Raw genomic sequence first — 26016 nt, 5'->3', positions numbered from 1 at the left:
TTTTAAACCCGAAAGGAATGCAAAAATTAAACACACTATTTACACTACTGGCTGTAACGATTTTTACCACAACCAGTTTTGGCCAGTCGGCTGAAAAGCTTCTCGAAAAGCTCAGCGAAAAAGCCAAAGGCTACAACACGATTTACGCAGAGTTTGAATCTACCCTGGTAGACAAACAAGCCGACCTAGAAATGACGCAGGAAGGCAAAGTAAAGGTGAAAGGCGAAAAGTATCGTCTCAACTTGCAGGACTACATCATCATTTCTGATGGTGAAAATGTGTGGACCTACGAAAAAGAAACCAACACAGCCTACATCGATTACAAGGAAGACACCGAGCAGGGCAACGTTAGCCCAAGCGACATTTTCACGATTTGGGAAACCGGTTTTAAAAGCGCCAGCAAAGGCACTGTACAGGAAGATGGAAGAACGCTTGAAGTAGTTGATCTCTACCCAAAAGAACCGGCCGACAAACCTTACCATACCATCAAGCTTCACATCGACAAGTCTTCGATGGAAATTGTGAAAGTAATTGTGAAAGGCCGCGAAGGAAGCGACACTGTTTACTCTGTGAAGGAATTTGATCCAAATCGCCAATTCAAAGACAGCGAGTTCACATTCAATAAATCTGAATTTCCAGGTGTTGAAGTGATCGACAACAGGATTTAAAAAAAGAGATTAGAAAATTGAAGCCCGCTTTTCAGGAAACTGGAAGGCGGGTTTTTTTATACCTTGATTCCAACCAATGAGACATCGTCAACCTGCTCAGAGTCTCCTTTCCACTTTTTAAATATTTCCAGAAATTTCTTTTTCTGATTCCTGAGAGAGCAGTCTGTACAACTCGCAAGCATCTCGTAAAACTGCCTTGACATGAACTTTTTGTCGCAGGGTCCACCAAACTGATCTCTGAAACCATCCGAATAGAGGTAGAGCACATCTCCCTTTTCCAGTTCAAAGTTCGAAACTTCAACCTGGACCTCCTCAGGGATCTCTCCTATTGCAAATCGATTACTCCTAACAACTTCAGCCTCTCCACCTGTTAGTTTAACTATTGAATGATTTGCTCCGCAAAAAGAGACCTTGCCGTTTTTGTCCATGTTGAGAATCGAAATATCCATCCCATCGCGCACTGTTTGCCCAGTTTTATTGAGAAGAGCAATTAGGCGGCAGTTCAATTCTTTCATGATCAGATCTACAGATCTTAACCCATTTTGAATGACAATCTCATCCAATAGAGAGTGGCCTAAGATGCTCATCATAGCTCCTGGAACTCCGTGCCCCGTACAATCGGCCAGGATCGCAATCTTTTCCCCTGTTTCTTCATTGCAGTGAAACCAGAAGAAGTCACCAGTGATGATGTCCTTGGGTAAGTTGATGAGGAAGAAATCAGAAAAATATTTCTGCATTTCACGTTCGTTCACCTTGAATGCCAATTGAAGCTTTCGTGCGTAGTTGATGCTGGCAGTAATATCATTGTTCTTGGCCTCGATAATTTCATTTTTAATACTGAGCTTTTCTTTTATCAGATCTTCTTTTTTCAATACTCGCACCAATAGGTTGAGCATGACGAAACCAATGATTAAAAAGACAATCACGCTAATTGCAATATTCCAGTAGAGATCCTGTCGCGCCTTGACCAGAAAAGAGTCAAACGGCTCGTCAACCTGCAGAATCGAAACCACTTCTCCAGCGCTGTTTTTTATGGGAGCAAAAGCCGAGAGCCATGTACCGTTTTCATCTTTGTAGCGATCGATGGTCCCACCTGATTTGTAGTTCTCCAAAATAGCATCGGGCTTTGAATGGTACTCGTGGCGGAAGTATGGGTTTTCACTGCTGGTCACACCAAAGAAAATCCTGTCTGAAGCTGGATCTTTGTACAAAGTGTAGACCGGTGATTCCAGCATATTCGTCTCGTAAGAGCGTCTGAGCTTTTGGTGAAGCAAATGGTATGTAAAATCCTCATCATTCCGGCTAATTTCATCTTTAGATGTGTGTGCATTCATCAGATATTCCACATCATCACCATCAATTTGAGCCGCTGCCGTTCTCGCAATTGTGTAGAGCTTGTCCAGCTGATGATACTGAATAGTAGAAATACTGGTGAGATAGGAATGAGCGATGAAGTAGCCGGCCAAAAGAACCATTCCCACCATTACGATCAGAGCTATCCTACCGGATCCACTTCTGGTAACTGCTGATATGTAGAGACTTTTAAATAGCATTGTCAGGTCTGATCGAAGACTAAAGTAAAGTCTTCTTCTCATCAAACTGTGTAGGAAAAGTCTCTAAAGAATAAAATCAGAGGAATCTTACAGGTTCAGCCAGTCGATATCCTTTCTCAATAACTCGAGCGTGGCCTCTTCCTCCGACCCACTTTCGGCCTCGTAGTTGTAAACCCAGCCAGCTGTTTCTGGCAGGCTCATAAGAATAGATTCCGTGCGACCCTTTGTTTCGAGGCCAAACTTGGTTCCGCGATCGTGAATTAGGTTGAACTCCACGTAGCGACCTCTGCGGATTTTTTGCCATTCGTTGTGTCGGTCTTCGACTGGCAAATCTCGCTTGCGGTTTACCAGCTGCACATAAACCGGAGCGAAGGTATTCCCCACTGCTTTCACAAACTTGAAAATATCTTCAGAAGACTTTTCCTCGTCTGGTTCCAGGTGATCGAAAAAGATACCTCCCACTCCGCGGGTTTCTTCTCTGTGAGAAAGGTAGAAGTAGTCGTCCGCCCATTTCTTAAATCGCGGGTAGTAGGCGATATCGAACTTGTCGCAAACGTTTTTCAGCTCCTTATGGAAAATAGCTGCTTCTTTTTTGTCGATGTAGTGTGGAGTGAGATCAATTCCACCGCCAAACCAGCAGGTTGTTTTTCCGCCCGGCTGCTCCATTTCGAAGTAGCGGATATTCATGTGGATTATCGGAACCAGCGGATGAGAAGGATGAATCACAATTGAAACTCCGGTGGCGAAAAAATTGGCTTCCTCGACTTTAAAATGGCGTTTCATAAGTGGAGGCAGCTCACCTTCCACAGCTGAAAAAAGGACTCCGCCTTTTTCGAAAACATTACCGTGTTGAATAATTCTGGTGCGGCCACCACCTCCGGCTTCACGCTCCCAGAGGTCTTCGTGGAACTTCGCTTTACCATCGCACTCCTCGAGCGCTGCACAAATATTGTCCTGAATTTCTTGAAAGCTCGCTGCTACCGTTTCTCTGTCGACCAATATTCTTCTTTTTTAAATTGGTTGTCCTCGTATTCGAGGATGTAAACAAACTGATTTTCGAATCCGCTTTCAATGCCGGTCTTGGCAAAATCAAACTGCGTACTCAGCAGGTCTTCGTCAGTGAAGTTGGTGAGATAGTTCGGGAATCGAGCTCCGTAACGCAACATTTTCATTCCGAAATACTGAAAAATGTCGTAGCCCAAAAAAGCGTACTGATCGGGCTCAGTGTTATACTTCTCACGATAGCTTCTCACAAAGCTCAGCACCTCTTCCGATTCGTAATCGATCATCGAGTTCGATGGAAGATGCAGATTCAACTTGTTTCTCGTTTCGATATCGAAAAAATTGAAGTTGATCCATTCGGAAGTTCCGTACATCGCAAACTCGTAATCTTTTCTGCTCACACCCCCCATTCTCCTGATCAGGTCAGCAATCACTGCCTTGTCGTTGCATGGTACCACAACCACATTTGTCCTCACCGAATTGAGCTTTTCTTCGAGTCCCTCAGCAGATTTCTCAGAAATCTCAAGAATCTTAACCTCTCCAATTTCGTAGATAGTATCCCTTGAAATTGCAGCTTCCAGCTCGGCCTTAAATGCGTCAAACATATCTTTGTAGCGTATGCCTCCAGCTCTCACAAGTATGATATTATCCTTTTGATGGTGAGCGGCAACTTCTCTTGCCATAATCCGCATTTCAGTGATTTCGGAGGGCACCAACTCGGTCATATTCTCTCGTTGGAGCAAAATTTTATTGGGCTGCGGCACTGGTATCACCTGATGAGCGTTGGAGCCGCTATAAAAATCGGTGACAATCTCAATAGCATCGCGCTGAAGAGGTCCAATTACAAGATCAGCATCGGGAAGGTCTTTTTGCAATCTCGGAGTAATTTGGTTGAGCTGATCATTGACGTCAACCACCACTAAATCGGCATTAAGCCCCCAGTTTTTCAAAGAGTCAGCAGACATAGATGCTCCTCGATAAAAACTCATTGCAATTTCTTGAAGTCGCTGCACCTTCCTTGGAACCGCTGTCTTCTCAGAGTCCAGATAGTTTAAGTAAAAAGGCATCAGTATACCGACCTTAAAACGATCTGGAAAAGCAGTCACTGTGTCGGAAACTATTTCTGAAAACTGAAGCTCTTTGTTGGTGTCAAATCGCTGATTTCGAGAAGGCACATCCCTTTCCGAAATCTGAGTTTGGACACGTTGTTCTCTGTCAGCAGGCTTGTCGGTTACAGCGTTACCTGGCGTCTCATTTTTAAGTTTGGGAATTCGAATAGTCGACTCGGCTTTCAATCCTTCGGGAAGTCCGTTGTTCACCTCCTTAATGGCCTCGATCGTAACTCCATACTTTTTAGAAATTGCATAAAGCGTTTCCTGCGGTTTCACCTTGTGGTGAACTAAACTGTCCTTTTCTGCCGGCACCTGCGCCATTGGAACTGCAGGTTGTGAGACAGAGCCTTTAGGGATTCTAATTTCTTCGTTCTTTTTCAAACCTTCATTCAGCGAAGGATTGAGCTCCAGCAAATCGTTTACTTCTATTCCGTATTCCTGAGAAATGCCAAAAAGCGTTTCGCGCCTTTTAACCTTGTGGATGAGAAAACCATTCTCGATCCGAATTGGGTTTTCCCAGCGGTCGGCACGGGCATCATCTGGCACTTTAATTTTCAAAACCTGGCCTACCTTGAGTCCGTCTTTGAGCTGAGGATTTTGGTCCTGGATTTCTTCAATTTCTACCTGATAGAGCTTAGAAATTGCGTAGAGGGTGTGCCCCGCTTCCACTTCGTGGATGTAGAATTTTTCACCATCTACTTCCTGCGTGGTTCGGTTGCTTTGGGCATTCGCCTGAAAACACATCAGTGCGAAAAGCCCGATAGCCAACAGGCGAATTAATTTGCAAGAAATATTCTTTTTCATCCGATTCATTTCATTCAAAAGTATCCGCCTCTATTAGCGGAAACCGTGCCAGTGAAAGGTAAATTTCAAACTCCAAGCACCAAATCTCAAATCCCAAATTCCACGTGTACTCCGCAAGCTTTAGCGAAGGAGTAAACTCCAAAAGGGTCAGTCCCAAATTCGTTCTACTTCGATCGACAAGCGGCCTTCGCGCCAAAATAAGCTATCTTCCCTCCCTTTCTCTCGCTCTCACACTCACTCTCAACACTGCCTTTACTCCCATTCGATGGTGGCAGGTGGCTTTGAGCTAATATCGTAAACCACGCGGTTAATTCCCTTGACGCGGTTGATGATCTGGTTCGAAACTTTCCCCAGCACTTCGTAGGGCAGGTGACACCAGTCTGCTGTCATTCCGTCTGTAGATGTAACCGCCCGCAAAGCTACGGCCTGCTCGTAGGTTCTTTCATCACCCATTACTCCAACGGACTGCACCGGAAGTAAAATTGCTCCGGCCTGCCAAACCTCGTCATAAAGATTGTTATCGCGTAGGTTCTTAATCCAGATATCGTCTACATCTTGTAAAATACGAACCTTTTCGGGAGTGACCTCACCGAGAATTCTAATTCCCAAACCTGGACCCGGGAATGGATGACGACCCAAAATATTTTCTGTGATATGAAGCGCTCTTCCCACTCTTCTCACCTCATCTTTAAAAAGCAGACGAAGCGGCTCTACTACTTGCAACTTCATGTAATCTGGCAAACCGCCTACGTTGTGGTGCGATTTGATTGTAGCCGAAGGACCACCGGTTGCAGATACAGATTCGATCACATCGGGATAAATTGTTCCCTGGCCCAGCCATTTAGCACCCTCCACCTTGTGCGACTCATCGTCAAACACCTCGATGAAAACGCGACCAATGGCTTTTCGCTTTTTCTCCGGATCGGAAATGCCTTTTAGCGCAGCGTAAAACTGATCTTTGGCATCAACGCCTTTCACATTCAGCCCCATGTCCTTGTAGCTCTCGAGCACATCTTCGAACTCGTTTTTGCGCAAGAGACCATTGTCAACAAAAATGCAGTGGAGATTTTTGCCTATGGCATTGTGCAAGAGCATGGCAGCAACTGAAGAGTCAACTCCACCGCTAAGGCCGAGAATCACCTTGTCGTCACCGAGCTGGTTTTTGAGTCGCTTGATGGTTTCGTCAGCAAAGTGCTCTGCTGTCCAGTCCTGGCTGCACTTGCAAATATTGACGATGAAGTTTTCGAGTAATATTTTTCCGTCAGTGGTGTGGTAAACCTCTGGGTGAAACTGAATTCCAAAAGTTTTTTCCCCTTCGATGTGGTAACCCGCCACTTCTACGTCTTCTGTACTGGCGATGATTTCGAATCCATCGGGCAGCTCGCGGATGGTGTCGGCATGCGACATCCAAACCTGCGACTGATCGGGAATGTGGTGCATCAATTCGTTTTCGCGCTTGATGAATGAGAGGTTTGCTCTTCCGTATTCGCGCGTTTCGGCTGCGGCCACCACTCCACCATTGGCTTGCACCATGTGTTGCGCTCCGAAGCAAACGCCCAGCAGCGGTAGCTTTCCGCGTATTCCAGAAAGATCTGGTTGCGGGGCATCGTCTTTTCTAACCGAAAAAGGGCTTCCCGAGAGAATTACACCTTTCACTTGCTCACCGATCTCTGGCACCTTGTTCCAGGGGTGAATTTCGCAGTAAACGTTAAGCTCTCTTACTCGTCTGGCAATGAGCTGAGTGTACTGCGATCCGAAATCCAAAATTATTACCGTCTCTTGCATGGCGGCAAAATTAGCCAATTGCCCATGAGTGGGTAGCCTATTGTGAGACAATTTTTCCCCAAAGTTTTGGGTGGTTGTTCATATCCCACAACACTAAGCCGGAGGCTGTATATTTGTGACTTCAATTGAAATCTAAGCAAATGTCGTTTCTTCAAAATTTGAGTGACAAAAAACTGGTACTGGCTTCGAAATCTCCTCGAAGACAAAAGCTCTTACGGGAGATGGATCTCATGTTCGAGACACGGGTTAGAGAAATCGATGAGAAGTTTCCCAGCGAGCTCAAGCGCGAAGAAATTCCGATGTTCTTATCAGAGCTAAAAGCAGGAGCATTTAAAGACGAACTCAACCCACAAGAAATACTGATCACCAGCGACACTGTTGTCTGCCTGGGCGACAGAGTGATGAACAAACCCGAAAACCGAAAAGAAGCTATCGAAATGCTCTCGAGTCTTTCAGGAAAAATGCATACGGTTTACACTGCTGTCACACTTACTTCCAGCGAAAAACAAATCACATTTTCTGATGCCACGGACGTTTACTTTAAGGAACTCACTGCCGCAGAAATCGAATATTACATCGACCAGCACCGCCCATTCGACAAGGCCGGAGCTTACGGCATTCAGGAGTGGATCGGCTACATCGGAATTGAAAAAATCGAAGGAAGCTACTTCACGGTTGTGGGACTTCCGGTTCAAAAGCTTTATGCGGAGCTGAGTAAATTTTAGCGATTTTCAAACTGCCCGCAGAAATAAGGAATCATGTCTCGCACTCGCTCGTAGCCAAGTCGCAGGGCTTCATTGAGATCCTCGCAGCCCTGTGACCCGCGGTAGGTCATTATTCTCGCCATTCCCCGGTTGTAGTAGGCAGCTGCGTATTCCGCATCTAAATCAATCGCTCGGTCGTAATGAAATCTGGCTTCATCCATTTCACCGCGCATAAGCTGCATATTCGCCATCAGGTTGAAGGCGATGGCATTGTTTGGATTCATCTCGGCTGCTTTTTCATAATCCGAAAGCGCTCGAAAAAAGTCTTCCTTTTGCTCATACGCCTGACCTCTGTGAATGTAACCCATTTCGTCTTGTGGGTTCAATTCGATTGCTTTTGTGAAATCCTCAATTGCCTCATCCACTTTTCCCTGTTCGAGGTAAAGATGACCTCGCGAGTAGTAAGCCAGCGGAACAGAATCGTTGAGCATAAAAAATGTTTCGAAGTCGTTGAGCGCATTGTCGTAGTCGTCCATGGCTGCGTAGGTCATCGCTCTTTCAAATTGTCCCCAAATATTATTTGCCGGTTCCAATTGAATCGACCTGGTAAAAGACTTAAGAGCACTCTCCATGTTGTACTGGCGATAAGCAATCATCCCTTTCACCTGCCAGGCCTCCTGAAAATCAGGATAACGAACAACCAAATCCTGAATCGTACGATTAGCTGCCGTCATGTCTCTGTTATTGTAAAGCAGTAGAGCACGCTTTAGAAAAGCCAGAGAATCTTCTGGTTCCTCCTCAATTTGATCGTCAATGTCAGCCAGCCTTTCCTTGTAAGAGGTGGTATCTACCACTTCGTTTAAATCGAAAAACACGTTGAGCTCATTGACACTGTTCAGCTTTAGAAAAAGATTCAGGTGCTTTTGATCCCATCCGATATCGCGGTCTAAAAGTCGCAACTTTGCTCCCTGATCGTAAACATATTCGATGTACGGGTTCATAGATTTGGCTTTCCTCCGATCTGATTGAGCCTCGGTTTCCTGACCAGTTCTCATCAAAGCCGTAGCACGCTTCATATAGGCAAGAGCGTATCCCTGATCAGCATTGATTGCGTTGGTGTAAGAGAAAATAGCATTCTGCCACTCGCCATTTTGCATGTAGTTGTCGCCCTCAACTATGAGCTTAACTGATTTGGTTCTCGGGTTTTGTGCGGTCGCATCAATCTGAAAAACAGCAAGAACAACAGTGATGAGGAATAAGAGACGGATGGGAATTTTCATTGTATCAATTTTGTCTTGTTAAGTTAAACAAAACAGAGAGACGGCTGGTTCATTTTGCCGCCTTTCCCGAAAGGCTAGAAAACAAAAAAGCCACGACAAATCTGCCAACCTTCTAAACTCAGTTTCTTGTCTCGACTCCGCTCGACAACCGTCAGCGCGCATTGATCAAAACCCAGAAGCACAAAGTCTCAAAACAAAAAAGCCACAACAAATCTGCCGTGGCTTCTTCAAAAATTAAATACTGATCCTATTATAAGTTCACCGTCACTTTTGGTGCGGCATTCAGTGTTTCATCGTTGGCACCGGACTTAAACTTATCGAAGTTTTTGTTGAACTTCTCTGCGAGCTCAACAGCTTTCTTGTCGTAAGTTTCTTTGTCTCTCCAGGTGCTGCGCGGATCGAGAATGTCTGAAGGAACTCCAGGGCATTCTTCCGGCATTTGCAATCCGAAAACTTCGTGCTCTTTGTAGCTCACGTTCTCCAGTTGGTTTTCGAGAACAGCCGTGATCATGGCACGCGTGTACTTGAGTCGGATACGAGATCCAACTCCGTACACTCCACCGCTCCAGCCGGTGTTCACCAACCAAACGTTTACGTTGTTTTCATCGATTTTCTTCCCGAGCATTTCAGCATAAGTGGCTGGGTGCAGCGGCAAGAATGGCGAACCGAAGCAAGCTGAGAAAACCGTTTGTGGCTCAGTAATTCCAGCTTCAGTACCGGCTACTTTTGCGGTGTACCCAGAGATGAAATGATACATCGCCTGTCCTTTGGTCAACTTGCTGATCGGAGGCAAAATCCCCGAGGCATCGCAAGTGAGGAAGAAAATATTATTAGGCACTCCACCGATTGACGGATCTACCGTGTTTTCGATGTGATCGATTGGATAAGAAACACGTGTATTTTGTGTTTTTGACGAATCGGTATAGTCGGGAGTAACTCCGTCTTCGCCAAAACCGATATTCTCCAAAATCGCACCGAATTTAATGGCATCGTAAATCTGCGGTTCTTTCTTGCGAGAAAGGTCAATGGTTTTGGCGTAGCATCCACCTTCGAAGTTGAAGACAGAATCTTTTGCCCAGCCGTGCTCATCGTCACCGATTAGTTTTCTTTTTGTATCTGAAGAGAGCGTGGTTTTCCCTGTCCCAGAGAGACCAAAGAAAATGGCCGTGTCTCCACCTTCGCCCACATTTGCAGAGCAGTGCATTGAGAGCACATCTCTTTCGTGAGGAAGAATAAAGTTGAGCACTGAGAAAATTCCTTTTTTGATTTCTCCGGTGTACCCGGTTCCACCGATCAGGATCATCTTCTTGGAGAAATTGAGAATGGCAAAGTTGTGTTGTCTTGTACCGTCAATTTCTGGCTCTGCGTGAAAACCAGGAGCACACACGATGTGCCAGTCCGGTTTGAAGTTTTCAATTTCATCAGCCGATGGTCTCAAAAACATATTGTTGGCGAACATATTTGACCAAGGGTATTCGGTAGCTACGCGGATGTTTAGACGGTAATCTTTGTCTGCACAAGCGTAGGCATCTCTCACATACAAATCTCTGTTAGAGAGGTATGCTTTCATTCGATCGTAAAGTCTGTCGAACTTGTCTGAATCGAACTTTTGGTTGATATCGCCCCACCAAACTGAGTTGCGAGTGACATCATCTTCAACGATAAAACGATCCTTAGGAGATCGACCGGTAAATTCTCCGGTATCGATGGCCAGTGCTCCGGTGTTGGTGAGCACTCCCTGGCCGTTCATTAGTGTTTCTTCCACCAGCTCTGCCGGTGCAAGGTTCCAATATGCGTTTGCATAATGCTTTAGTCCAATACTTTCGAGAGATGCATTTTTTGCTCTCTTGCCGAAATTGTTCATAAAATTGAAATTGGTTTCACATGCTTTATAAAGCAAAATTAGGGACTTTCTGAGGAACCTCCCACGTCCAATGTGTGCTATTCTTGGCTTTTTTTTCACACACAGTTTACAGACACGTATATGTTTTGGCACCAAAGGCGCGTGGACTACGGCATCGAAGAGAAATGAAAAAAGTGAAAAACTGTTTGGAAATCAAGACTTGCGAAGCATCGTCACAAAAACGAGCACCCAACCGACAATCATCAGCAATCCGCCAACGGGCGTCACCGGACCGAGGAATCTCAAACCGCCTTCCATCCCCATCAACGGGCGGAGGCTCAGCAGGTAAATGCTAAAACTGAAAAATAAAACACCGATTAAAATAAGTCGCATGGCCCATTTTAAGTTTTTGCCTGAAAGATGCTGAATGACGGGCAGCGCCAACAAAGCCAGTCCCATCCAAACCTGATAGCGCACACCGGTCTTGAAAGAATCGAGCTGGCTAGCCGAAAGCTCGGCCTCCAACGCGTGAGCACCCATGGCTCCGAGAACAACACCCAGCGCGAGAAGAATAGCACCCCATGCCAAAAAACCAGATTTCAAAATTTCTTGATTCTGCATCAGCCTAGCTCCTCCCTGAGTTCTTTTTTAAGGCTGGCGATTGCAAGTTTCGAAAGGTTGTTTTTCTTATTCGCTTCCTGCTGAAAGATGTGCTGACTCAGCTCCAGGCCGCTGGCTTTGGGGCCAACTTTTTTTGCCGCTTCGCGAATCCACTGCGACACCTCTTCTCGCGAAGCCGCCACCAACTGCCAGCTCTGATCGCTCACGTACATCTGCATGCTCACGTTGTGCTCAAACTCTTCGCGGATGGCTTTTAACAATTCTAGCTGCAGTTGGGCCGAGGTCATGGTCCCTCGATTTACTCTGTGAATCAAACTCTGAGGGGTGATTCTCTCCACGAAAAAGATCAGCCTCTCATAAGCCTTTAGCTTTAGCGGAAAATATGTGCTCATCTTGTTGTTCACCTGCTCTGCGTAGCGCAGTCGCTCACGCTCCACGAAATGAACTTTCACAATCACGTAAATTACGATAAATGCCAGCCCCATCAAGATTAATGACATAGCCGGCCAAATCCAATTTTCTAACTCCATGCTCTAAATTTGGCGTCCAAGTTATACAGAACTTAAGTAACCAACAATACCAATCGATTGATTAATTTGGCGTTGTTTGTATCTCAATGAGTAAACAACTACTGAAGATGAAAAAAATTCTGTCGATCGTTATCGCTTTGGTTTTGACCTCAACTGTTTTCGGGCAACTCGCTTTTGAAAGAGACGATTCCATAGAAGTGATTAAAGATGGTGAGCCGATGCTGAACCCCTGGGCTGGAGGATTCAACTCTCCTCAGTTTTCAAACTTCGATCTTTTTGCCAGTGGAAATGACGACCTGTTTGTTTTTGATCGCATCGGAGATCGCATCATGCTTTTTCACAATATTGCCGAGCCCGGAGAAACTCCCATCTACAAACACCGCTATGACGAGCTGCTGGACATCTTCCCGGAACTTGAGGCTTGGGCACTAATGCGTGATTACAACGGAGACGGGCTTTTGGATCTATTCACCAGCGAACAAAGTGGTGTGCGGGTATATAAAAACATCGGTGACTTTGGGCCCTTTTTCGAACTCGCTTCACCTATGCTTCAGTCTACCTACAATTTTGGCAACCCGTTCGATGCCAGCCTCTACTGCGTAAATATCGACATTCCTATTATCGAAGATTATGACGGAGATGGAGATCTGGACATTTTGAGTTTCACAGAGGGTGCCAGTACGATCTATTATTTCTGCGGTCAGTCTGCTCAAAACGGTGACAGCGAATCGCTCGATTTCGATTTGGGCAACCGATGCTGGGGCTACGTGAAAGAAGGTGCCGAAGACAACACCATTTTCCTGGGCGAAGAATGCTCTTTTAACGTAGTCGACCCTCGCTCTTCGAGTGGAGGTGAACGCCACACCGGGGGAACACTCGCTTTCAGAGACCTCAACGGTGATGGCTACGGAGAAGTAATTATTGGAGATGTGACTTTTGACAACCTGATCGCTCTTGAGAACGGACCTGGAGAACAAACACCTGATAGCGTTACAGCTCAGTACACGGATTTTCCCGCCTCTCTGGCTGGCGATGTTGCAGTCGATCTCACCAAGTTTCCAGCCGCCTACTTTCTCGATCTCGATGGCGACAACATTGACGATTTGGTAGTTTCTCCCAATGCGCAGTTTGCCGTGGAAGACGATTCCAGCGCGTGGTTCTACAAAAACACTGGAACAAACGACCTTCCTTATTTCGAGCTGCAACAGAAGAACTTCTTGCAAGACGGAATGATCGATCGGGGCACCAATGCCTATCCCGTGCTTTTCGACTACAACGGTGACGGCCTCAAAGACTTGCTGGTTGGAAACAAGCAATACTACCAGGACGGAGGAAATTCGCCTTCGAGTGTGGCGCTTTACGAAAACACCGGAACAACTTCATCGCCTCAGTTTACTTTCATCACCGATGATTATGCCGACCTGAGCCACGAAGCACACACGAACCTCTACCCCGCTTTTGGCGACATCGATGGCGATGGTGATCAGGATCTCGTGCTTGGCGTGAACAGCGGAGAACTCCTACTTTTTACCAACTCTGCCGGATCGGGAAACACTGCTGATTTTTCCGGAGGTGCCACACCGCTTCAGTATGCCGGAGGTGAGGCTATAGATGTGGGAGTGGCGGCAACTCCACAGTTTTTTGACGTGGATGGAGATGGCATTCTGGACCTTCTCGTTGGCGAGAAAAACGGAAACATCAATTACATCAAAAACAACGGTACAGCTCAAGCGGCCTCTTTCGAATTGATTGAAGAAACGCTCGGTGGCGTAATTGCCAGCAACGAACTCGGTATCAACGGCTACAGCGTTCCGCACATGTTTTTGCAAAGCGGACAACGCAAACTACTCGTGGGAACAGAAGTGGGAATCATCAACTTTTACGACAACATCAACGGAAACCTCGATGGCGAGTTTAACCTCGTTGAAGAGCAGCTGGCGGATATCAAAGAGGGAGATGACTGTGCAGTTTGGCTCGAAGACATCAACAACGATGGCTGGCCAGATCTTTTTTACGGTCAAATTGGCGGTGGCGTAGCTTTTTACGCTGGCATCGATCCAATGATCAGCGTTGGTGAAAATACAATAGGCGAGGATGACGTGACCATTTATCCAAACCCTGCTAGCGATCGAATTACCGTAAGGTTTGAAAAAGGAAACTCAATTCCAAAGCGCATTGTCTTGAAGAACATGCTTGGACAGGAGGTTCTTCCCGTAGTGAATTCTACTGAAAAAGAAATTCACATTGAAACTCACGAATTGCCGAGGGGTGTTTATGTGATCGTCATCACAACGGCCAATGGCAGTAGATCCTCTAAAAAGTTGGTGATCGAGTAATCAGTTTTCTTGTTTAAGGTTGGTAAGGCTAAATAGATCAAACTAGTTAAAGTCTTGGTTTCTAAAAGTTTTTTTACCTTACTCCTCATATCAATACTTAACACTGTTCTAATTGATGGAAATTATTACTCTTCACAAACAGCCAACTTCACTTCTGATCATTCTTTTTGCTTTTGCAATCTCCATTTCAAGTTGCCGAAAAGACAACGATGAAGAGTGCTGCGATCCGACTAATCCTGAGTGTCCAAATTACGATTCTTGTTATGGAGTGGAAGAACCTACCGCAGAAATCATTATGCGTGAGCTTTATCTTTTTGATGGCTTAAGCAAAACCCCGCCAGATTCTGTATTTGCAAATGAAGTCGAGTTCAGTTCACCTTTCATAAACGATGATATTGAGCACACGTGGTATCTAGGGGCAGAGGTAATTAATGAACCTGTTTTTTCACGCACGCACTCAGGAGTTCCTCGCCCCGCGAACATTACTGTAAGCCACGTGATCGAATATCCGGTTGACAATGAATGTTATCCTAATTCAACAGGTCGCGATAGCACAAATGCGACATATTATTTAATAGAGTACTATTATGAGTTCTTGACATATGGAAAATTCAGAGGAGCCTTTGAGAATGAGACAGATTCATTTGATTTCGAATTTTCAGTAAGGTATCCGGATTTCAGTCATGTGGCATACCCCGGTGATCTTTCTTTAGAACCGGAATCATACGCGTTTAACTTCAATAATGAAGGAGATACGATTACCAGCGAGGACCTTACACTTGCAATGAAAGGAAGAAATCTAATCGGTCACCTTAGTGGAAGCGGGACCTTCAGCCCAAGAGGTACATATACAATAAATCCTGAAAATCGAAAAGAAGCACGATTTGAGTACACACATCATGGTGAAGACTTTATTGTTAATGCCCGCATCCTTGACTGATTGACTGTGCCTAGTTTATTCTTCAAAAAATCAACAACCCACCAATAAAAATCACCAACCCAAGCACCAGTAGAAAGAGGGTAAACGGCAAAATGTCGCGGGCTTTCAGTCCGGTGATTCCGAGGAGCGGAAGTGCCCAAAATGGCTGAAGCATATTGGTGATCTGATCGCCATAGGCCAGCGCCATGATACTTTTAGTGAGCGGCACACCCATGTCGGTGGCGGCCTGGACAATGATCGGTCCCTGAACGGCCCACTGTCCTCCTCCACTGGGAACAAAAATGTTTACCAGTCCAGCTGAGAAAAAGGTGAGAATCGGATACAGCGTTTCTGGGGAAGAAGAGTCTTTACAGATTTCCACAAACCAACCCGAAATTTGCTCCACCATTCCGCTGTGGTTCATGATGGCCATAATTCCAAAATAGAGCGGAAACTGAATGAGAATTCCGGCAGCTCCGCCAATAGCGTCATCAACGGCCGATAGAAATGACTTGAAACTGCGATGGAATAGCAATCCCAAACCAAGGAGCAAAAAGTTGAGATAGTTGGGCGTAATAAATTTCAGTTCTGCAAATCCCGGGTCGGAAACGGCTGTGTAGCCGGCAACGCCCAGAAAAAGAATTCCAAACAAAAGCCCACTCCACTTCGAGCGATCGATTTTTTCGGCACCTACTGTCTCCTCTTCAATTTCAGTTTGTGCACCTTCTCCTTTAGGCAATGAAAAAGGCTGAGGCGACAAGCGATTTCCGAGCCAGTACATGGCCGTTGGCAAAATCAGTAACAACGCAAAAGACAGTGAAAGATTCATCGTTCCGAAAACCGTTTCTGTGTAGGTAATCGCCTCAGGGAGTTGAGCGATTTGATCAGCGGTCATGCTTTGTGAGTTGTCGCGCATCAGCTCGCGGATGTGTCCGTTGTCCGCCACTTTCACCAACGAAGATCCCGAAAAGCCACCGTGCCACACCATCAAACCTGAGTAGCCCGCAGCTCCAAGCAGCGGGTAGTTGAGTCCCATCTTTTTCTTTCGGGCACTCTCAGCAACTTTTCTGGCAAACACCGCCCCGAAGATGAGTCCGAGTCCCCAGTTGAAGAGCGCTACCATCACCGTCAAAAAAGTAATCCAAAAAGCAGCTTTACCTGTTGAAGTGCAGTAGTTGTCGGTGAAGTAGTCGATCACTCTGCTGACTGCCGGAGTGAGTGCCAGCGCGTGACCGAGCACCAGGATGAGCATCATCTGCATGGCGAAAACCATGAGGTTCGAGTTCCACAAGCCCTCCTGCCAGTAGCCGGCAATTTCCAATGCATAACTTCCAACACCCTGATCGGCAGTGCGAGTGAAAAACAAGGCGATCAGAAAAGTAAACACCGTCAGCAAAATCGCGATGGTGAAAGGCGAAGGCAGCAGCCTGCGAAAGGTGTAAATAAATCGGTCGGAGAAGTTCATTTGGTTTTCAGGCTTCGTCTTGATTTTTCGATCAAGTCGCTAAAGATAAGAGACTCCTGTCACTTTGCAATCGCTTCATTCAACCTCTCCAGTCACCTCCCCGCACTTCAGCATCGACTCGCCAAAGTAAGGGTTCAGCACTTCGTCTTCACTGCTCAGCCAGTCCGCCCCGTTGTTATTATCAGCCATGGGACAGTGCTGAATGAAAAGCTTGTCTCCACCAGTACCAAACATTTTGACTGCCTGGATCATCGCATTCGATAAGCTTTGAAAATGCTTTCGCATTTCACTCAGGGCATCAGCCTTTTCCATTTCACCGACAGACCTTTCCATTTGGCTCTTTAAGCTCTTCCAGTGATCGGCAGCTTTTTCATCCAAGCCATTTAGGTTGAGTGAAGACAGCGATTCTGAAAGCTTTTCTCGCGAATCTTTCGAACCAGATAGATTGTCGTTCACCAAAGTATTCTTCAAGCTTAAATAATCATCAATGAGTTTACTGAACTTCTCTTTGTCGGAATTACTCAACATCGCCTTCTTACTCTGATCGTCTCCTTTCACGCTCATCATGCTTGGCTTTCCGTTGAGTTGGGCTGCCGCATCTATACTGAAAGCCCCGCTCGCTGCGATTTCTTCGCCACTTTTCAGACCGCTCACGATCTCGTAAGAATCTCCCAGATCTTTGCCGAGCGTCACTTCTCTCATGTTAAAAAACGTACCGGCATCCGTGGCCGATTTTACGTAAACCACAGAGCGCTTGCCCGTCCACAGCACTGCGCTTTTCGGAACCGACAATACCTGGTTCTCCTTTTCGCCAGCGGTCAAACCAGCATTCACAAACATGCCTGGTTTTAGCTCTCCGTCATTTTGAACAACAACACGCGCCTTCGCCACTCTCGACTTTCCATTAATGACCGGATCGATAAATGAAACGCGCCCTTCGAAGATCTTATCGGGAATCGATGGAACCGAAAACTCCACTGTGCTTCCTTCCTCAATCCAGTTTAGATTTGATTCGTAAACATCGAGCATTAGCCAAACGCGAGAAAGATTGGCGATTTCGTAAATCCGCTCTCCAGCTTTCACATAATCGCCTTCATTCACTGACTTCTCCATTACCACTCCCGACACATCGGCATCAATCGGAAAAACCTCTTTTACCTTACCGGAACTCACGATTTCTTCGATCTGCTTTTCTGTTAATTTCCAGTTTCTGAGCTTCGACTTTGCCGACTCGAAAAGCTCCGGTTCTGAAGATTTGTATTTTGCAGCTTCGAGCAATTCTCTTTGAGCAGTTGCGAGCTCGGGTGAATACACCCGGGCAATCGTTTGTCCTTTGCTCACCAATTCACCAGAAAAATTCACCAGCAACTCTTCTACCCTGCCAGGAATATGACTCGACTGTGACTGTGACAGTCTTTCGTCAGCCTCGATTTTTCCGGTGAGGCGCAAACTTCTTGCGTTTTCTCCCATTCCGACTTCCACGGTTTGCACGTTGGCAAGCTTCATGGCTGTTTGCGTCATTTCCACTGCATCGGGGTCGAGCCCAGCAGCCTGCTCATCGACTTTAATTAAGTCCATACCACAAATCGGGCAATCTCCGGGCTCGCTCTTCCGCACGTTTGGGTGCATTGAGCATGTCCAAACTTCGCCTTCTTCGGATTCGTGTTGATGAGAGGATTTTTCGCCTGTCGAGTTTTCACCCGGTGAAACTAACCACACCAACAGTGCTCCCGCTGCAAAGGCCAGCAAGATTACAGTCCATTTTTTTATTCCTTGTTTCATCGTCTTATCTGTTAGTTCAATCTTGTTTTACTTTCCTGAAGTTTCAAAAGAAATTTAATTCACGTTTGAAGTGACGTATCGAATTCTGGCCAGCTCAACGTGGTAGCCCACCAGTGCTTCGACCTTCAGTTTTTCGTATTCGTTAATTTTTTGGCGTATTCTCAAGATCTCATCGAATCGAGTTCCCGAATTGGCGTATTCACTCCGCAACAACTCCAAAATTCTTTGAGCTTCCTCGATTTGTCGTTCGTAGAGATTTACCCATTCCGCCTTTTGAAAGAGTCTCGCCTTAGCCGTTGAAAGCTCGGCTTGCAGCTCATTTTCTACATTCTCTTTTTTGAGTTCGTAGCCTTCGCGCATCAACTGAGCTTCGCGTTTTGCAGCTTTGTACTGCCTGCGGAAAATCGGCAGAGAAACGGAGACCATCGGCATCACCACGTCTTTGCCATTGTCGGGCAGGTCGACATCGCTTCTTTCGCCAACCACCACGTAATCTATGCCCAGACCCACACCCGGCAAGCCGCTCTTTTCAGCAGCCTCTTCGGCAAATCGTGTCGACTCAATCTGTCTGTCATAGACCGACAGCTTCGGATTGTTTTGAATCAGCGAGTCGGCCGTTTGCATTTCTTCGAGCCCATCGATCTTTAAATCCGTTTGAATCACCACATCCTCAGTTTCCTCCCGATTCAGAAGTGCGTTAAATTCCGCTTTCAACTCCTCCTTTCGAGATTCGAGCACCTCAATTTTCGTTTTGGATTCGCGGATCGACATTTCAACAATGAGCACATCAGACATTGGGCTTTTTCCTGACTCGAACTGTTGAGTAACAAAACTCTTTAGGTTTTTCCATAGATCGAGGTTCTCCCTTTCAAGCCTCATCTCTTCTTCAACTTCAACAAGCGGGTAGTAGGCTTTTGCCACATCCAAAAACAATCGGTTTTTACTATCCTCGAAAACGAAAAATCGAGCTTCGGCCTGTTGCTTCAATCGATTTTCTTTAGCACTTAAGGAACCGAACCACGGAAACATTTGCGAAAGCGAAACCTTAGCCTGCTGTGGCCCCACGCGTGTTTCCACCGGAGAAAGAAAGTAACCGAATGAAAGCGTGGGATTTGGCAAACTTCCCACTGTAGCAGCTCTTTCGAGCGTAGCTTCAAACTCTTTGTACTCAGCTTTCAAGCCAGGATTGTTCTCAGCAGCGAGCTTTTGATATTCAGTCAAGTCCTGAGCCACCCCAACCGAAGCCGGAATGATCAAACTCACCAACAGCAAAAACTTGAGCGAACTCATCATGATTGTAATTTTTATTTTGTTTTTCATGACTCTTCGATTTGAGCTCCTGCCTCTTCGCGCCAGCTGTAGAGCACAGGAACAATGAAATAAGTAACCACCGCTACGAGCATACCTCCAAATGCGGGGATCGCCATCGGGATCATGATGTCGGAGCCGCGGCCAGAGGAGGTCAGAATTGGCATCAGAGCGATGATGGTCGTCACTGAAGTCATCACGGCCGGTCGAATTCTCTTTTGACCGCCTTCGAGAACAGCCTCTCGGATCTCGCGCTTTGTATCGGGCTTGTTTCGCTTAAAACTTTGATCGAGGTAAGTTGCCATCAAAACGCCATCATCTGTAGCAATTCCGAAAAGAGCAATGAAGCCGACCCAAACGGCAACACTGAGGTTGATAGTTTCCACCTGAAATAAATCTCGCATGTTGGTGCCGAAAAGCGAAAAGTCGGCAAACCAAGCCTGGCCATAGAGCCATATGAGAATGAACCCTCCGCTGAAGGCCAGTGTGATTCCCACAAAAACCATTAGCGAAGTGGAAACTGACCTGAACTGGAAGTATAGAATGAGGAAAATCACCAGCAACACAACAGGAACTATCAGAGACAGTCGTTTCTCGGCTCGCACCTGATTTTCGTAATTCCCCGAAAACTCGAAGCTAACTCCCTGAGGCACTTTTAGCTCGCCACTTTCTATTCTGCTTTCAATTTCACTTCTGGCAGCTTCAACAACCTCAACTTCAGAAAAACCGTCATTTCTATCGAAAAGCACGTAATCGACCAAAAAAGTATTCTCGCTTTTTATCGCCTGCGGACCTCGAACGTATTCGATATCCACAACCTGGCCGAGGGGAATTTGTGCTCCTGAAGAGGTGTTGATGAGAATGCTGTTTATCGCTTCCGGATTATCACGAAGCTCTCTTGGATAGCGCACCCGAACGGGAAAACGCTCGCGGCCTTCAACTGTTGAAGTGACCTGCATTCCACCTACGGCAGTTTCAATTGTCTTTTGAACATCTTCCACATTTAGCCCGTAGCGACTAATCTCTTCACGATCAATGTTCAGGTGCATGTAAGGCTTGCCAACGATTCTGTCGGCAAAAACAGCTTCAGACTTCACTGGGCCAACTTCCTTCAAAATACCTTCGAGCTCGAGAGCAAAGTCTTCAATCGTTTTAAGCTCAGGTCCAAAAACCTTAATTCCCATCGGAGCGCGCATCCCCGTTTGCAGCATCACCAATCGTGTTTCTATCGGCTGCAGCTTCGGAGCTGAAGTCACACCTGGGATTTTCGTGACTTTCGAAATCTCTTCCCAGATATCATCAGGAGACTGAATGTGCTCTCTCCAGTTTCGATAGTATTGACCATCTTCATCTGGAATAAGTTTTTTGGTTTGCATTCCTCTGAGCACAGCTTCTTCGTTGGAGAGTGTGTCTCCTGTTTCAAAAACGAACTTGCCATCTTCATCGACCTTGAATCTTTGTCTGGCACCCGTTTCGTCAACTTCAAACTCCGACTTGTAGTTGATCACATTCTCGAACATCGAAATTGGTGCGGGGTCAAGAGCCGATTCCACTCTTCCCATTTTTCCTACGGTCATTTTCACTTCAGGAATTGAAGACACAAGCATGTCTAACTGACCTAAAACTTCGCGGTTGTATTCCATCCCAGAGTGAGGCATGGAAGTGGGCATCAGCAAAAAGCTACCTTCATCGAGTGCGGGCATAAACTCCTCGCCCACTCCGGGAAAAGTTTCGGAAAGGCTCGTCCACACACGCGACTTTTCTATATCCACACCAACTTTACTCAGGCCAGCAGAAGCAAACCCAAAGACGGTTGTAAAACCAAGCCAAACCATCGCTCCCATCAGGATTAAAAAAGCAGGAAGAATCAGGAATTTCTTCTTATTGTTGAGGCACCAGCGTAAAATTGGTCGGTAGTAGTGTTCGATCAAACGAAAGACAACGATAACCAATCCAACTGCAAAGGCTACAAAAATGGCGTTTAGAAGCAGCGATCGTCCTGGTCCCAGCGGAAGCCAGAATTTCGCGAGCAGCCAAACTACGGCCACCACACTCACAATGATTTTGAGATTTCTCAGCAACCAGTTTTTATCAGCCCAGAGCTGCTGTGCAAAGCCAGCGATACCAAAAGCCATCAGTGAAATTCCCGCCCAGGCGTTCTCAAAAATGGCAATCAACAAGCCCAAAATGATTAACCCTGCATTCAGGAGCTGATTGATCCGTTTATTCTTCACCCTAAAACCAAACAGCCAGTGAGCTAGCGTGGGTAAAATTAAAATCGTGATCAGCAGCGCTGCAATGAGCGCAAAGGTTTTGGTAAACGCCAACGGCCTAAAGAGTTTTCCCTCTGCTGCCTGCATTGTGAATACAGGAATAAAACTCACAATCGTTGTCGAAACGGCTGTAAGAATCGCGGAGCTCACCTCTGCCGAGCCATCATAAACAGCGTTCTTAACCCGCTGAAAATAGCTCTCCGTTTTCTTCTCATTTTCACCTGAGCTCTTCATCTCCTCCAGCTTCTTCAGAATATTTTCAGAGAGAATTATCCCCAGATCGATCATGGTACCGATAGCGATAGCGATTCCCGAGAGTGCTACAATGTTGGCAGTGACATCGAAAAATCTCATGGCGATAAAAACCATGAGCACAGCCAGGGGCAGCAAACTGGAGATCAGCACCGATGCGCGCAGGTTGTAGACCACCACGATGATTACCAGAATGGAAATCAGAATTTCCAATGAAAGCGCTTCTTCGAGCGTACCGAGTGTTTCCTGAATCAATCCGGAACGGTCGTAGAAAGGCACAATGGTTAATTTGCTTTCCGTGCCGTCATCAAGCGTTTTAGTGGGCAGTCCAACAGAAATTTCGTCAATTCGGTCTTTCACGTTTTGGATAACCTCCATTGGGTTCGCACCATAGCGGGCGACTACTACTCCACCAACGACTTCGGCTCCACCCTTATCGAGAACACCTCTTCGAGCTGCCGGCCCGAGCTTTACAACGGCCACATCGGCCACTGTCACCGGAGTGTTGTCTTCGACAGCTACCACTGCCTTTTCGATGTCTTCTACTTTTTTGACATAGCCAATACCACGAACCAGATATTCAGCCTGATTGATTTCCACGGTTTTGGCACCTGCGTCTCTGTTGGAATTACGAACAGCATTGGTCACATTGGCAAGTGAAATGTTGTAAGCTTTCAGCGCATCGGGGTTCACATCAATTTGGTATTCCTTTACGAAACCACCGATAGAAGCAACTTCAGAAACTCCTTCGGCCGCATTCAGACCGTACTTTACATAAAAGTCCTGAACGGTTCGAATTTCGTGTAAGTCCCAGCCACCGGTAGGATTACCTTCTTTGTCACGTCCTTCCAGCGTATACCAGTAGACCTGACCCAAAGCTGTGGCATCAGGACCGAGAGAAGGCTGAACACCATCGGGCAGTAGTCCCGAAGGAAGAGAGTTGATTTTCTCCAGAATTCTCGTACGTGACCAATAGAAATCAGCATCCTCATTAAAAATCACGTAAATGCTCGAAAACCCGAAGATCGAAGAGCTGCGAATGGACTTCACCTGTGGAAGGCCTAGCAAATAGGTCGTCAACGGGTAGGTGATTTGATCCTCTATATCCTGAGGTGAGCGTCCGTCCCATTTCGTAAAAACGATTTGTTGGTTCTCGCCAATATCCGGTATAGCGTCCACTGCCACCGGACTGCTGGGTAAAAACGTATCTCGCCATTGGAAAGGTGACGTGATGAGTCCGGCAACTAAAAACCCCATGAGCACAAGGAACGTCACGAGCTTGTTGTCGAGAAAATACTTTAAGATTCGATTGAGCATAAATCTAAATCAAGTGTGAATGAATAAAAAGCACGTCTCGCAATGAGACATAATCTGAATCGGCAGTACCGAAACAACAGAGATTCACACTTATTTAGAGAAGGAAAGACTGGAAGAGCACGGTAAGGTCGCTTTCCAGTGGAGGCGGAGGAATGTCCGCAAAGTTGGGAGTTTGGGTGAGGGGAAAGAATTCGGTCCAGTTGAAGAAAACTACAGTAGCAACTACAACGAGTTTCAACTGGTTAACTGTCAGATTTTGCTGGGAGTTGTATTCGCTGTCGACATCCAGTGAGAGGTAATGATTGTCGCAGCAGGGTTTGCTTGCAACAGCATCTTTTGAATGCTTGTTTTCGCAGCTTTCCATTTCTTCCATTCCACAGTCGAGGCTCGCCTTGCCTACCGACAATTCAGACTTGACTGCCTCACCTCCGCAGAAGTGCGTGCCGATCACGAGACCCAGTTGACTGGATATCATCAGAATTGAAAGAAATATGGAAATTGCCTTTTTCACTAAGTTCAAAGATAGGAAACTTGCCGGAAGCAACTTTTATAGAATTTCTTTTGAAGTTTATTGAATTTACGCTTGACGTGTAATTTTAAAAAGTAAATTGGAAATCAACGCTCTACAGAACTAAGAGATTCAATAACTTTCCGAAACCAAATCCTAAAATTATGCTGTTCAGATCCTCACTTACCTCTATTGCTCTTCTTGTAGTTTTGCTTACTGCCTTCGATAGTCAAAGCCAGGTCGACTGGGATGAAACTCTGGATGTAGCCGACAATTCTTTTGGAAACAACCGACCGAGAGTTGTAGTGGATTCAGAAGGAACTCCAATTGTTATGTGGAGCGACAACGGAGCTGTTCAAGTTGCAAAATGGGACGGAAGTGCGTTTGGCGAACCTCAACAAGTAAACCCCGAGAACACCACAGTAGCCACTGCTACATGGATGGGGCCTGGCATTGCGGCTTTTGAAGATAGGATCTATGTGGTTTACACAGAAACCTCCTCTGCAGAAGGCGGGAATGAAATAAAAATTTGTAGCTCTACCGATGGCGGAGAAACATTTTCTAACCCTCAGACGGTTACAGAAAATGCTGACCTGACCAGGTTTTCAGAAATTACTGTGGATGAAAATGGGAACCCTGTTGTAGCTTACATAAGTTTCCCGGAATCGATGGATCACCACGAATGGCTGGTTCGCACCTCTTCCGATTTTGGAAGTACTTTTTCAGAACCGGCACTTGCCAGTGGCTGGAGTAGCGAAACCACCGAAGCTTGTGATTGCTGCCCCGCAAGTCTGATTCGAAGCGACAACACACTAATCACTTTATTTCGCGACAACAACAGTGACATTAGAAATATTTGGGCTGGATTTTCATCCAACTCCGGAGAAACTTTTACTGCAGGTTACGATGTCGATCAACAAAACTGGGAGATATCTGCCTGCCCCGCTTCGGGACCTCACGGGGTGATTGTTGGTGATACCCTCTACTCCAGTTTTATGAGTGGCGTTGAAGGACCACCGCGAGTTTTTGCGAGCAAAATGTCTGTATCGAACCCCGGATCGCCTGTGGTTTCAAGGATCACAGAAGAGTTCGATGACCTCAGCCAACAAAATTTCCCTCGCATGGCGGCATCGGGAAATATTGTCGCTACCGTTTGGACGCAGCGTATCAATTGGGCAAATCAACTTGCATTTAGCATTGATGAAGACATCACCGATGGTGAAGCTGCGGCTTTTCAAACCATTGATGAAAGTGGTGTGATCAGTGGAGATGTGAAAATCGTTGGGCAAGAGGTTTTTGTCGTTTGGCAAAACAGCATTACCGGGATGGTTAAATTTAAGTCTGGGACAATCGACTTCTCTATTGGTGTTGAAGAATCAGAAGATCTTGAAGAGGTTCGTGTTTACCCAAATCCTTCTTCGGGAGTTTGGAACATCACAAATATTGAGAAGAACGCCAACTACCAGTTGCTCGATACTTCCGGTAGAATCATTCAATCCGATGCGGAATCGGTTTCAGGCGGGCAACTCAAACTGGACTTACGCGATTACCCTACTGGTATGTACTTCCTGAAAGTGACTACTGACGATGGGACTAAGAGCTTTAAGCTCTTGAGAAAGTAATTGAAGCGAGCGACCATAATTTCGTCCCGCTGGGACTTGCTTGTAATATGGCACTACAACCGGCTACCAAAATGTCGTCCCTCCGGGACTTAGCCATTTTACTCAGGTCTCTCCGTGGACTCTGTGTAACCTCTCTTACTCTGTGAGAAAAATTGAAGTGACATATTTTGAAAACATGAAGAAAGTTAAGATCTGGTCATGAAGGTTCATTAAGTCTTGCAGCTACGGGAAGTGCTCACTGAGTGCACAGAGTTTGGACACAGAGAGCACTGAGCTTTTTTAGTGATTGGTTTGAACTATTTCTCAGTTTATCGAGATTTCTCCGTGGGCTA

The 26016-nt window shown here is 46.1% G+C and carries 18 protein-coding genes; 5 read left to right on the top strand and 13 right to left on the bottom strand.

Annotated features, from left to right (window positions below; genetic code table 11):
• The first annotated feature begins 17 nt into the window (after positions 1–17).
• On the top strand, positions 18–668 hold the full coding sequence (locus ABHV44_RS13265; RefSeq protein WP_459075185.1) for a LolA family protein: 651 nt from the start codon (positions 18–20) through the stop codon (positions 666–668).
• Positions 669–724: 56 nt separating this feature from the next.
• On the opposite strand, the gene ABHV44_RS13260 is transcribed toward ABHV44_RS13265, so the two are convergent.
• The 4 genes from ABHV44_RS13260 to guaA all read right to left on the bottom strand — a co-directional run bounded on the left by ABHV44_RS13260 (position 725) and on the right by guaA (position 6924).
• Entirely contained in the window at positions 725–2221 is a 1497-nt protein-coding gene (locus ABHV44_RS13260; RefSeq protein WP_459075184.1) for a PP2C family protein-serine/threonine phosphatase, read from the bottom strand.
• Between the two features lie 87 nt (positions 2222–2308).
• The gene (gene hemF / locus ABHV44_RS13255; protein ID WP_459075183.1) at positions 2309–3220 is read right to left on the bottom strand and encodes an oxygen-dependent coproporphyrinogen oxidase; all 912 of its coding nucleotides are present in this window, start codon (positions 3218–3220) and stop codon (positions 2309–2311) included.
• Entirely contained in the window at positions 3199–5139 is a 1941-nt protein-coding gene (locus tag ABHV44_RS13250; protein WP_459075182.1) for a PBP1 and LysM peptidoglycan-binding domain-containing protein, read from the bottom strand. The genes hemF and ABHV44_RS13250 overlap by 22 nt, the downstream gene beginning before the upstream one ends.
• 252 nt (positions 5140–5391) lie before the next feature.
• The gene (gene guaA / locus ABHV44_RS13245) at positions 5392–6924 is read right to left on the bottom strand and encodes a glutamine-hydrolyzing GMP synthase (RefSeq protein ID WP_459075181.1); all 1533 of its coding nucleotides are present in this window, start codon (positions 6922–6924) and stop codon (positions 5392–5394) included.
• Positions 6925–7064: 140 nt separating this feature from the next.
• On the opposite strand from guaA, the gene ABHV44_RS13240 reads away from it, so the two are divergent.
• A complete protein-coding gene (locus ABHV44_RS13240; RefSeq protein ID WP_459075180.1) occupies positions 7065–7649 on the top strand; it encodes a Maf family nucleotide pyrophosphatase in 585 nt (194 codons plus the stop codon).
• Here the strand turns inward: ABHV44_RS13240 and ABHV44_RS13235 are convergent.
• The 4 genes from ABHV44_RS13235 to ABHV44_RS13220 form a co-directional block, all read right to left on the bottom strand.
• Entirely contained in the window at positions 7646–8908 is a 1263-nt protein-coding gene (locus tag ABHV44_RS13235; RefSeq protein WP_459075179.1) for a tetratricopeptide repeat protein, read from the bottom strand. The genes ABHV44_RS13240 and ABHV44_RS13235 overlap by 4 nt on opposite strands.
• Positions 8909–9158: 250 nt before the next feature.
• Complete coding sequence (pckA, locus tag ABHV44_RS13230; protein WP_459075178.1) at positions 9159–10772, bottom strand: phosphoenolpyruvate carboxykinase (ATP); 1614 nt, start codon at positions 10770–10772, stop codon at positions 9159–9161.
• 192 nt (positions 10773–10964) lie between these two features.
• Positions 10965–11372 (bottom strand): DUF423 domain-containing protein, encoded by a 408-nt coding sequence (locus tag ABHV44_RS13225; protein ID WP_459075177.1) that lies wholly within the window; start codon positions 11370–11372, stop codon positions 10965–10967.
• Complete coding sequence (locus ABHV44_RS13220; protein ID WP_459075176.1) at positions 11372–11872, bottom strand: DUF7935 family protein; 501 nt, start codon at positions 11870–11872, stop codon at positions 11372–11374. Before ABHV44_RS13220 ends, ABHV44_RS13225 begins: the two co-directional genes overlap by 1 nt.
• A 137-nt stretch (positions 11873–12009) precedes the next feature.
• Here ABHV44_RS13220 and ABHV44_RS13215 point away from each other — a divergent pair, with 137 nt between their 5' ends.
• Positions 12010–14238 carry a T9SS type A sorting domain-containing protein gene (locus ABHV44_RS13215; protein ID WP_459075175.1) on the top strand — a complete coding sequence of 743 codons (2229 nt, stop codon included), beginning with the start codon at positions 12010–12012 and terminating at the stop codon, positions 14236–14238.
• 115 nt (positions 14239–14353) lie between these two features.
• Entirely contained in the window at positions 14354–15178 is an 825-nt protein-coding gene (locus ABHV44_RS13210; RefSeq protein ID WP_459075174.1) for a hypothetical protein, read from the top strand.
• A gap of 22 nt (positions 15179–15200) precedes the next feature.
• Here ABHV44_RS13210 and ABHV44_RS13205 read toward each other — a convergent pair whose 3' ends face one another.
• From ABHV44_RS13205 to ABHV44_RS13185, 5 genes are all read right to left on the bottom strand, one after another.
• Positions 15201–16622, bottom strand: a complete 1422-nt coding sequence (locus ABHV44_RS13205; protein WP_459075173.1) for a short-chain fatty acid transporter — start codon at positions 16620–16622, stop codon at positions 15201–15203.
• A gap of 75 nt (positions 16623–16697) precedes the next feature.
• Entirely contained in the window at positions 16698–18404 is a 1707-nt protein-coding gene (locus ABHV44_RS13200) for an efflux RND transporter periplasmic adaptor subunit (RefSeq protein WP_459075172.1), read from the bottom strand.
• A gap of 54 nt (positions 18405–18458) precedes the next feature.
• A complete protein-coding gene (locus ABHV44_RS13195; protein ID WP_459075171.1) occupies positions 18459–19724 on the bottom strand; it encodes a TolC family protein in 1266 nt (421 codons plus the stop codon).
• Positions 19721–23554: an efflux RND transporter permease subunit gene (locus tag ABHV44_RS13190; protein WP_459075170.1), complete on the bottom strand. Its 3834-nt coding sequence runs from the start codon at positions 23552–23554 to the stop codon at positions 19721–19723. The genes ABHV44_RS13195 and ABHV44_RS13190 overlap by 4 nt, the downstream gene beginning before the upstream one ends.
• 94 nt (positions 23555–23648) lie before the next feature.
• Entirely contained in the window at positions 23649–24065 is a 417-nt protein-coding gene (locus ABHV44_RS13185) for an HYC_CC_PP family protein (RefSeq protein ID WP_459075169.1), read from the bottom strand.
• A gap of 161 nt (positions 24066–24226) precedes the next feature.
• Here ABHV44_RS13185 and ABHV44_RS13180 point away from each other — a divergent pair, with 161 nt between their 5' ends.
• Positions 24227–25684 (top strand): T9SS type A sorting domain-containing protein, encoded by a 1458-nt coding sequence (locus tag ABHV44_RS13180; protein ID WP_459075168.1) that lies wholly within the window; start codon positions 24227–24229, stop codon positions 25682–25684.
• Positions 25685–26016: the final 332 nt, after the last annotated feature.

It is taken from the genome of Halocola ammonii, assembly GCF_049334165.1.
Lineage (GTDB): Bacteria > Bacteroidota > Bacteroidia > Flavobacteriales_D > Sanyastnellaceae > JBEGHD01.
Note: the sequence above shows the minus strand (reverse complement) of the source record. Positions and strands in the feature narration are given on the sequence as shown.